Source organism: Methyloceanibacter sp., from assembly GCF_050726195.1.
Lineage (GTDB): Bacteria > Pseudomonadota > Alphaproteobacteria > Rhizobiales > Methyloligellaceae > Methyloceanibacter.
Genome location: NZ_JBOHJC010000009.1, coordinates 116,744 through 125,895 on the forward strand (window position 1 = coordinate 116,744; position 9,152 = coordinate 125,895).

Annotated in this window: 14 protein-coding genes; all 14 read right to left on the reverse strand. The window is 64.0% G+C overall.

Annotation, left to right across the window (positions count from 1 at the left end; genetic code table 11):
• Complete coding sequence (locus ACRECX_RS08395) at positions 1 to 990, reverse strand: SPFH domain-containing protein (RefSeq protein ID WP_431558378.1); 990 nt, start codon at positions 988 to 990, stop codon at positions 1 to 3.
• Positions 991 to 1,138: 148 nt separating this feature from the next.
• Positions 1,139 to 1,564 carry a hypothetical protein gene (locus ACRECX_RS08400; protein WP_431558379.1) on the reverse strand — a complete coding sequence of 142 codons (426 nt, stop codon included), beginning with the start codon at positions 1,562 to 1,564 and terminating at the stop codon, positions 1,139 to 1,141.
• Positions 1,561 to 1,905, reverse strand: a complete 345-nt coding sequence (locus ACRECX_RS08405; protein WP_431558380.1) for a hypothetical protein — start codon at positions 1,903 to 1,905, stop codon at positions 1,561 to 1,563. The genes ACRECX_RS08400 and ACRECX_RS08405 overlap by 4 nt, the downstream gene beginning before the upstream one ends.
• A gap of 130 nt (positions 1,906 to 2,035) precedes the next feature.
• Positions 2,036 to 3,088 carry a ferrochelatase gene (hemH, locus tag ACRECX_RS08410; protein WP_431558381.1) on the reverse strand — a complete coding sequence of 351 codons (1,053 nt, stop codon included), beginning with the start codon at positions 3,086 to 3,088 and terminating at the stop codon, positions 2,036 to 2,038.
• A 91-nt stretch (positions 3,089 to 3,179) separates the two neighbouring features.
• Complete coding sequence (locus ACRECX_RS08415; protein ID WP_431558382.1) at positions 3,180 to 3,602, reverse strand: NUDIX domain-containing protein; 423 nt, start codon at positions 3,600 to 3,602, stop codon at positions 3,180 to 3,182.
• A gap of 41 nt (positions 3,603 to 3,643) precedes the next feature.
• On the reverse strand, positions 3,644 to 3,823 hold the full coding sequence (locus tag ACRECX_RS08420; RefSeq protein ID WP_431558383.1) for a hypothetical protein: 180 nt from the start codon (positions 3,821 to 3,823) through the stop codon (positions 3,644 to 3,646).
• Between the two features lie 197 nt (positions 3,824 to 4,020).
• On the reverse strand, positions 4,021 to 4,683 hold the full coding sequence (locus ACRECX_RS08425) for a peroxiredoxin (protein WP_431558384.1): 663 nt from the start codon (positions 4,681 to 4,683) through the stop codon (positions 4,021 to 4,023).
• Between the two features lie 209 nt (positions 4,684 to 4,892).
• On the reverse strand, positions 4,893 to 5,456 hold the full coding sequence (locus ACRECX_RS08430) for a type 1 glutamine amidotransferase domain-containing protein (RefSeq protein ID WP_431558385.1): 564 nt from the start codon (positions 5,454 to 5,456) through the stop codon (positions 4,893 to 4,895).
• 68 nt (positions 5,457 to 5,524) lie between these two features.
• The gene (locus tag ACRECX_RS08435; RefSeq protein WP_431558386.1) at positions 5,525 to 6,058 is read right to left on the reverse strand and encodes a nickel/cobalt transporter; all 534 of its coding nucleotides are present in this window, start codon (positions 6,056 to 6,058) and stop codon (positions 5,525 to 5,527) included.
• Complete coding sequence (locus ACRECX_RS08440; RefSeq protein ID WP_431558394.1) at positions 6,055 to 6,570, reverse strand: nickel/cobalt transporter; 516 nt, start codon at positions 6,568 to 6,570, stop codon at positions 6,055 to 6,057. Before ACRECX_RS08440 ends, ACRECX_RS08435 begins: the two co-directional genes overlap by 4 nt.
• A gap of 32 nt (positions 6,571 to 6,602) precedes the next feature.
• Positions 6,603 to 7,253, reverse strand: coding sequence for a DUF1007 family protein (locus ACRECX_RS08445; protein ID WP_431558387.1), 651 nt, complete (start codon positions 7,251 to 7,253; stop codon positions 6,603 to 6,605).
• Positions 7,254 to 7,452: 199 nt separating this feature from the next.
• The gene (locus ACRECX_RS08450; RefSeq protein WP_431558388.1) at positions 7,453 to 7,623 is read right to left on the reverse strand and encodes a Flp family type IVb pilin; all 171 of its coding nucleotides are present in this window, start codon (positions 7,621 to 7,623) and stop codon (positions 7,453 to 7,455) included.
• Positions 7,624 to 7,743: 120 nt separating this feature from the next.
• Positions 7,744 to 7,914, reverse strand: coding sequence for a Flp family type IVb pilin (locus ACRECX_RS08455; protein WP_431558389.1), 171 nt, complete (start codon positions 7,912 to 7,914; stop codon positions 7,744 to 7,746).
• Between the two features lie 233 nt (positions 7,915 to 8,147).
• Positions 8,148 to 8,714: a L,D-transpeptidase gene (locus ACRECX_RS08460; RefSeq protein WP_431558390.1), complete on the reverse strand. Its 567-nt coding sequence runs from the start codon at positions 8,712 to 8,714 to the stop codon at positions 8,148 to 8,150.
• Positions 8,715 to 9,152 lie beyond the last annotated feature (438 nt).

Consider the following 9,152-nt stretch of genomic DNA (forward strand, 5'->3'; position numbering starts at 1 on the left):
TTAGACCGAGGGAACGGAGCCGCCGGCGCGCCCGCGCGGGGCCCCTTGCGGCTTCGGCTGAGGCTGATCGCCGCCGGCCCCGCCGAACGCCTCGCGTGCGATCTCGGAGACGCCGGCGATGGCGCCAATCACCGATGACGCCTCGATCGGCAGGATCAGCACTTTCTGGTTCTCGGCCTCGGCCAGCGCCTTCAGCGCGCCGATATAGTTGTTGGCGACGAAGTAGTTGATGGCCTGCACGTTTCCCCTGCTGATGGCTTCGCTGACCATCGTCGTCGCCTTGGCCTCGGCTTCGGCCTCGCGCTCGCGCGCCTCGGCGTCGCGATAGGCGGCCTCGCGGCGCCCTTCCGCGGCAAGGATCTGCGCCTGCTTGGCCCCTTCGGCGGAGAGGATCGCCGCCTGCCGCTCGCCTTCGGCCACGAGGATCGCGGCGCGTTTGTCGCGCTCGGCCTTCATCTGCCGCGCCATGGAGTCGACCAGGTCGCGCGGCGGCTCGATGTCCTTGATCTCGATGCGGGTCACCTTGACGCCCCAGTTATGCGTGGCGTCGTCGACCACCTTCAGCAGCCGATGATTGATCTCGTCGCGCTCTGACAGCAGCTTGTCGAGGTCCATGGAGCCCATCACCGTGCGGATATTGGTCATGGTGAGGGCGAGAATGGCGACGTCGAGATTGGTCACCTCGTAGCTCGCCTGGGCCGCCTCGAGCACCTGGAAGAACACGACGCCATCGACCCTGACCATGGCGTTGTCGCGGGTGATGACCTCCTGGCTCGGCACATCGACCACCTGCTCCATCATGTTGATCTTCCGCCCGATGCGGTCGATGAACGGGATGATGAGGGTGAGGCCGGGACGGAGCGTCCGCGTATAGCGCCCGAAGCGCTCGACCGTGTAATTGTAGCCCTGCGACACGATCTTGACCGCCGCAATGACAAGCAAGACCAACAGGACGAGCAGGGCAAGCACGAAGATATCGAAGCCGAGCATTCAGGCACCCTCCCAGAGGTTTCCGGCGGCACCGCCGGATGACCCTAAACTAGCGCGCGCGCTCAACCTGCGGCAGTCCATAAATGGTGCAAGCAGGCCGGTGTTTTAAGGGCCCGCCGGGACTCGGCGCCGCGCTTTGTGACGTCCGTCACTGACGCTGCAGGAGCTTGAGGATGTCTTGCGCCGCCGCTTCGGCCGCGGCAGCCGCGGCCCGTCCCCATGTATTGTCCAGCGAGCCACTGCGAATGGCCTGTTCCTGAGTGACGACGCCTAGCTCCGCGCCACCTGGTCCGAACACCTTCCAGTCGATGCGGATGTTCTGCTTGCCGCCCGCCGCAGGGCTCACCCGGACCAAGCCCTGGATCTCGTAGGCATCGGCGGCCGGCGTGCCCGAAAGCGCCAGGCCTTGGCTCAGCAGGCGTTCGCCAAGCGCATTGGCCAGCGCCCGATCTCCATCCCCCGGCGCGCCAACCACGTCCACAAAGACTAGATCTTGCGCCGACGCCGCCGGGAGCGACCCTCCAGCGAGCAGGCAAAGGGACAGGAGAACCGCAAGCGACGCTTGTCGTATCATGAAGCCGCCCTCAGCACTTCTTCTTGGCGCTTCTTGGCGCGGCGCAGCTCGGCGAGCTTCCGGTCGATCGCCTTGGCCCACGCGCCGGTGGCAATAGAGACATTGGTGCCATAGGTGCCGCCGATGATATTGATCGCGGCAAGCGCCGGCGCCACCGACTGGACGCCGGCCAGCAGCCGCTGATTGTTCTGGGCTTTCTCCTTCTCCAAGGTAGCGATCTGCTTGTCGATCTGTGCGCAGCTCGGCTTCACCGCATCGATCTCGCGCATGGTCATGGGCGTGGCGCAGCCCGCAAGAACAAGGCCCGCTCCGAAGAGGAGCGCCGTCCCTCCCCTGCCCATGACCTCTGCCCCTCACCCCCCAATTTGTCATCGCCGGGCTTGACCCGGCGATCCAGTAACCACTGCGGCACGCTAGTGCGAAGACCGGGGTTACTGGATGCCCGCCTTCGCGGGCATGACAACGACTCTACTACACCCAGCCTTGAAGCTCCCGCTCTATGAGATGCACGAGCACTCTGATGCCCCCCTCGCTGTCGTTGAGGCAGGGGATGAAGCTGAACTTCTCGCCGCCATGCTCGAGGAAAATCTCCTTGGCCCCTTCGGCGATCTCCTCAAGCGTCTCGACGCAGTCGGCGACGAAGCCGGGCGTAACGACGGCGATGCGCTTCACGCCGCCCTGCGCCAGCGCCTCCACCGTCTTGTCGGTATAGGGCTGAAGCCACTCGGCCCGGCCGAAGCGGGACTGGAAGGTGAGCTTGAGCTTGTTACCCATCGGGCCCAATGCCGCGCGCAACGCATCCACCGTATCCATGCACTGGCACTGATAGGGATCACCCTTGTCGACATACGCCTTCGGCAGACCGTGGAACGAGGCGATGATCACGTCCGGCTCGAAGTCGAGCCCGGCCAGATGTACGCGAATCGAATCCGCAAGCGCATCGATATAGACGGGGTCTTTCGGGTAAGGCGCCACGGTGCGGAGCGCTGGCTGCGCCCGCATGGTCTTCAAGGTGTCGAACACCACGTCGTTGACCGTCGCCGTCGTCGCCGCGGCATATTGCGGATAAAGCGGAAATACGAGCAGCCGGTCGCATCCGTCCTGCGTCAACGCCTCGATGCGCGAGGCAATGCTGGGATTGCCGTAGCGCATGGCCCAGTCGACGACGATCTCCTCGCGGTGGCCGAGTGCATCCGCGACCCTTTCGGCTTGCGCCCTTGTGATCGTGCGTAACGGCGACTCATCGAGCGCCTCGTTCCAGATGGCGCGATAGGCCTCGCCGCTCTTCGACGGACGCGTGGTCAGCACGATGCCGTTCAGGATCAGCCACCACAGCACGCGGTTGGTCTCGATCACGCGGCGGTCGGAGAGAAACTCCTTGAGGTAGCGCCGCATCGACCAATAGTCGGTGCCGTCCGGCGTGCCGAGATTGACGAGCAGCACGCCGATTTTGCCTGGCCCGGCGGGCCCGCGCTTGACCTCGGCGGGCGCCGCAATGTCCTTTACGGCTGCGTCCTTATTCATGGAGTCGCTCCATGGAGGCCTAGATAGGGCATCCGGCCACCGGCGCCTAGGGCCGGCTCAGTTCCCCCTCTCCCCAGCGGGAGAGGTGAGCTTACCGTGCCTGCGTGCCGGCCAACTTCTCCGCGTCTTCGAGGATCTCCGCATGATCGAAGGCGAGAGGGTGCGCCCGCCAGTCGGCGACCCATTCGGCTGCCGCCGCGTCGTCGCCGGCGATAGGAGCCGCGGCATCAGGCGCGCGCGTCAGGAACGCCACGCTCACCGTATGTCCGCGCGGGTCGCGGCCTGGCTCCGAATAGACGCCGATCAGTTGAAGCTCGCCGATCTCGAGCCCGGTCTCTTCGCGCACCTCGCGGCGGCAGGCGGCCTCCACCGTCTCGTCGATATCGACAAAGCCGCCGGGAAGCGCGAAGGCGCCTTTGAAAGGCGCGTTGCCGCGCCGGATCAGCAGCACCCGCCCCTCGCCGTCATGGATGACGCAATCGACGGTGAGTGCCGGTGTTTGCGGTAGGGCCATGCTGTGAGTCTAGCAGCTTCGACCTTGAGGAAGATTTAGCGTTAGTCTCGCGACAGCCGCCGCGCCTCCGTAAGGGCCATGGCGAGCAAATAAGCAAGAAAATCGAAGCGGTTGGATCGCGCCTCGCGCATCAAGGGCGCGATCCGATCGGCGATCTCTTTGGCGCGTTCATGCGCAGGTTTTTCGTCTCCGGGCGAACCCGAGCCGCTTGAATCCGACATTCCCCCACCCGGCGTTCTGGCCGGCCCCGAAGGCACCGGACCAGCGTTCCACTGCTTTGGCCACGAACCGGAATGATTTGTAGGCAGACGGTTTTAGCATGAAGGCTTCGGCAACGGCCAACCGAATTTTATGACAAACCACGGGCCTCTGGCGCGGTAAGCTGAGTCAACGCCTTAAGTACTGGCAGGCGATAGACCTAGCCCTTGGGCTGCGGCACGATCCGGATATAGGGCCGAGGCGCCTTCCAGCCGTCGGGATAGATCTTCTTGGCCTCCTCGTCGGATACCGAGCCGGCGATGATCACCTCGCCCCCCTGCTTCCAGTTCACCGGCGTCGCCACGCGATGCTTGGCGGTGAGCTGCATGGAGTCGATCACCCGCAGCACCTCGTCGAAATTGCGCCCCGTGGTCATCGGATAGACCAGGATCAACTTGATCTTCTTGTCCGGGCCGACGACGAACACGTTGCGTACGGTCTGATTGTCGGCGGGAGTGCGGCCCTCCGACGTGCCAGACGTGCTGGCCGGCAGCATGCCGTAGAGCTTGGCGATCTTGAGGTCTGGATCGCCGATCATGGGATAGTTGGGCGCGGCGCCTTGCGTCTCCTTGATGTCGTCGGCCCACTTCTTGTGAAGTTCGACGGGATCGACGCTGAGGCCGATGATCTTCACGCCGCGCTTGTCGAATTCGGGCTTGATCCGCGCCATATAGCCGAGCTCCGTGGTGCAGACCGGCGTGAAGTCCTTCGGGTGTGAGAACATCACGGCCCAGGAATCGCCGAGCCAATCATGAAACCGGATGCGGCCTTCGGTGGTGTCGGCTTCGAAGTCGGGGGCGGTATCGCCGAGCTGTAGCGTCATCGCGACCTCCTCACAATCGTGCTGAACTGCGCAACATGTAGGATGTCATACTCCCGAAGGGCAATCGCTGTGCGACAAAAAGCAAAAATCTTCCCGGCGGCATCGTCCCGGGGGTACTGCCTTCCAGCAGTGACCCGTCCCCCATGCAAAGATTCGGGCCGGAGCCTCCGCCCCGGCCCGAATTTCCACGCTTGGTCGGCGTATGAGGGTCAGGCGACCCTGCGGGACTCGTGGCGGCCTTCCTGTACTTCCTCGATGATTTTCGCGGAGAAGTCCTCGAGATCGCCGGGGTTGCGGCTCGTGATCAGGCCTTCGTCGACCACGACCTTCTTGTCGACCCACTTGGCGCCCGCGTTCTTCACGTCCGTCGCCATGGAATGGTAGGACGTCATCTGCCGGCCTTTGGCGATGCCCGCCTCGACGAGCACCCAGGGCGCGTGGCAGATGGCCGCAAGCGGCTTCTTGCTGTCGAAGAACTCGCGCACGAATGCCACCGCATCCTCGTCGGCGCGCAAGATATCCGGATTGATCTGTCCACCGGGAATGACCAGCGCATCGTATTCGTCGACGGTCACCGCATCGATGGTGCGGTCGACTGCGACCGGATCGCCCCAATCGTTATTCTTCCATCCCCAGATCTCGCCGATCTTGAGCGAGACGATATCGACCTTGGCGCCTGCCTGCTCGAGTCTCTGCTTCGGGACCATCAACTCAGACTGCTCGAAGCCATCGGTCGCCAGGATCATGATTCGCTTGTCGCTGAGATTGGCCATGGAACTCTCCTTACTCGTTGTGGGGGTTCAATCCACAACGCGCACGGCGGTCGATTGTTTCGGAGAACTTAGAACGGCCTTGCCGGCCCGAGGGAAGCCGCGAACAAGAGCAAGCCAAGCGTGAGCACAAGCACCGCGCCGCCGATCGCGCATGTCGTCCACACTGCTTCGGTCCAAGCTCGGCTCTCGCCGCCGAGCCTGAGTGCAAGTTCGCGCGAACCGAGCGCAAGCGTCGCCAGGACCGCGACGGTGATGGCCGTGCCGAGCGCCATGGCGAAGGTCGCCGCCACGCCGGCCCAAAACAGCCCTTGCGTCAGTGCAAACACGAGAACGAGGATCGCGCCGGAGCACGGCCTGATGCCGACCGAGACCACGACGGCCGCAATTTTGCGCCAGGACAGTGGACCGGCGACGTCACGCGCATCCACGATGTGATTGCATGCCTCGCCATGGGCGTGGTCATGCCCGTGATCATGGTGGGCGTGGGCGTGATGGCTGTGATCGTGATGACCCGCACCGCGCCCCGCCTTGCGCTCCTGCCGGCGCCACCACAGCCGACGAAGTTCGGTCGTGAGGAGATAGAGCCCGAACAGCGCGATCAACGCGCATAGCTTACCGTCTCGAGCTGGTTCGCCCAGGCATTGAGCTCAAGGCCCGTGGCGCTCAGCGCGACGAGGGCCAGGCTGACAAGCGCAACTGCGGTGATCGCCTGCATGCCCGCGGCGAGAAACGAGATGAGGACTCCGCGCCGCACGGTCTCCTCGTTGGCGACGACGTAGGACGAGATGATCGCCTTGCCATGTCCCGGCCCGACGGCGTGGACCACGCCATAGACAAAGCTCAAGCCGGCAAGAAGCAGCGCCGCGCCGACGGCATTGCCGCTCTTGAGGCCTTTAACCGCCGCGGCGAGCTGACGCTGCATGTTTTGCTGCGTCTGCGTCACCCAGCTTAGCACGCTGCCGAGCGGCCCCTTGGCGCCAAGCGGCGCGGCCTGCGGCGCGGTGAAGGACGGCGGCGCGGCTTGCGTCTGCGTCGGCGTACCGAACGCCGCTGGCGGCTTGGTCTCCGCCGCCCCCAGGGTCGCCGTGAGCATGAGGATCGTGAGGCCGAGCACGGACGTCAAGCCCAAGCGCCATGATGCGCGGCTCATTGCGCGGCGCATTTCACCGTCACGGTCTGGGCGAACTGCGAGCCGTAGTTGGAGTCCGGCCCAAGCTGACTGAAGAACGACTCGGTCAGCGCCTTGGCGGTCTCCACGCTCTCCGGATCGGGCTTGTCGACCTCGGCGGTGCAACCGGGCGCGGCCTCGCCCGCTATCTTGACCGGCGCCTTTTCGGCGAAGCCGAACGCCACGAAGAAGGACGGGTCATAGACGTCGACCAGGACCTCCTTCGGTCGCGGGCCGAGCGGGGTCTCGAGCGGCAGGGTGAAGTGCAGAGTGAGCACGGTGTTGTCGTACTCGATCCAATAGTCGACCGGGGCTTTCAGCGGAAGCAGCGTCTCGTCGCCGGCCAGCCGGACATAGGTGAAATACTCGAACTCTTGCAGCGACTCGACATTGACCTTGGCGAGCGGCTCGAGCTCCTCCTTGGAGTAGACGCCGTCGCCGTCGGTATCGAGGCCCTGCACCGCCATCGCCGTGTAGAATTCGTCGAACGTCCAGGCTTGGCGAATGCCGGTGATCTTGTGATCGGGGCCGAACACGATCTCCGAGCGGACCGTTGCCCACACATGTGGGTGCGCGCCGGCGCTCGGTGCGAGGCCCGCCACGGCCGCCCCAGCGAGCAGAGCGGTCAATGCGAGTTGGTGCCCCCAATGAGCGGGGTACGGCAAAGGCGCAAGCTCCCCTCTAAAGAGTTGGTGCTTAGGCCTGAAATATGGAGGATTGGGGGCTAGGTCGGCAACGACGAGCGCCGACGCCGGGGAACACAAAAACGGGAGCGCGGCGCTGAACGAGTCGGATCCGATCCCGGTCGCTTTGGCAGCCGGATCGGACTTATTCGATCGTCATCTTGCCGGCGAGAGACTCGGCAAACCCCGAAAAGCCGCCGGACAGCGTGCTCCCCGCTGCGATAAGGATAGCCGCCATGCCGGCGGCAATCACCGCATATTCAATGGCAGAGACGCCGGACTCGTCCTCGAGAAAGCGCTTGGCGGAGATTTTCACGGCCGGAGGCCCTTTGGTCTGGGTGCCGTTGGGCGTGCTTGGTGCGCGTCTCGGGCGCACCAATGGCGGGCCCAGCATTATCGTCAGTACAGCCGGGCCCCACCAGAGGCGAACAGTGGCTTACTCGACAACCAGCTTGCCGGCGATGCCCCTGAACATGCCGTCGAGCGCGTCGCCCAATGCGCCGATGGCAGCGATGATGGCGACGGCGATGCCGGCGGCGATGAGGCCGTACTCGATGGCCGTGGCGCCCGACTCGTCCTTGACGAAACGAACAACAGAAGTCCTCATTTTCGACACTCCCTTTGATTTGGTTTTCACAGGCCCCCACACCGCGTTCGTCTTTCGCCGCTGGAACCTGGCACTGAAGGTACCAAGACCCAGTTAGACACAGGTTAAATCAATGCAATAGAGACGAGCGGCTCAGGGTAAATAAATCGCAAATGAAAATAATCGAGAATCAAGCAAATTCGCCAATTTTTGCTTCAAGTTTAGCGAAGCTTTGACTCATCTTTACCAGGCCTTTACCACATAACAACAACGCGAGTACCGATGGGGACTCTTTGATAGAGATCGGCAACATCTTCATTGAACATTCGGATACAGCCGTGGCTGACGTCCTGACCCACCGTCCACGGCGCGTCGGTGCCGTGGATGCGGTAGGTGGTCTGGCCGAGATACATAGCCCTGACCCCGAGCGGGTTCCTCGGATGTCCGCCGGGCACAAAAGCGGGGAGGGTGGGATTTTCCCGCCGCATCTCGGCCGTGGGACGCCAGTCGGGGTTGATCCGCTTTTCGCTGACATAGCTCTCCCCCGACCACCTGGCATCGCCCGTCGGCGCCCCGATCGGGTAGCTGATGGCCCGTTGCTGGGGCAGCACGAAATAGAGCCGCCGCTGGCTGAGTTGGACGAGGATGGTGCCTGGCTGGTAGCCGGGCGGGAACGACACGAGCTGGCGGCCGGCCACGCGCGGTGCCTGGTAGGAGCTGCCAAAGACATCGAAGAGCCCGGCCACCGCCTCGCCTGGCATGAGGGCGAAAAGTATGGCGGCCGCGGCGGGGACCGCGGACGCAAGACCGAGGAGACGCATCACAAACCCCCGTCTGACTGTCCCCCTTTCTCGGCTGATTCTGGTTAGCGAAATCTAAATACCTGTGCCGCCGGGGGCCGGAATGCGCCTGAAACCGGCTCCTGAGGGGCCAGCCTTGACTCCTACTCCGACTCTCGCTAGAACAAAACAGGAACGAGAGTGGAGTGTAGTTGTGCGTAACGGCGTTCCAGACGGCGATAGTGGTTGGCTCGTTCCGCCGGCTGGCGTTGAGAAAAGAGCAGGCGGACCAACGGGGAGGGTCCTGATAGAGCAGCTACGCGCTTCGATCCGTGCGCTCGAGCAGGTTCCCGTGTCCCTGGCCACACCCCCCGCACCGGGCGCGGCCTCTCCCCGCCCCGCCTGCTCTTTAACTCTCTCTCTTGCCTCCAATGCTGGGCGTTCACTTCCCTCCCCCTGCAAGGGGGAGGTCGGCGATGG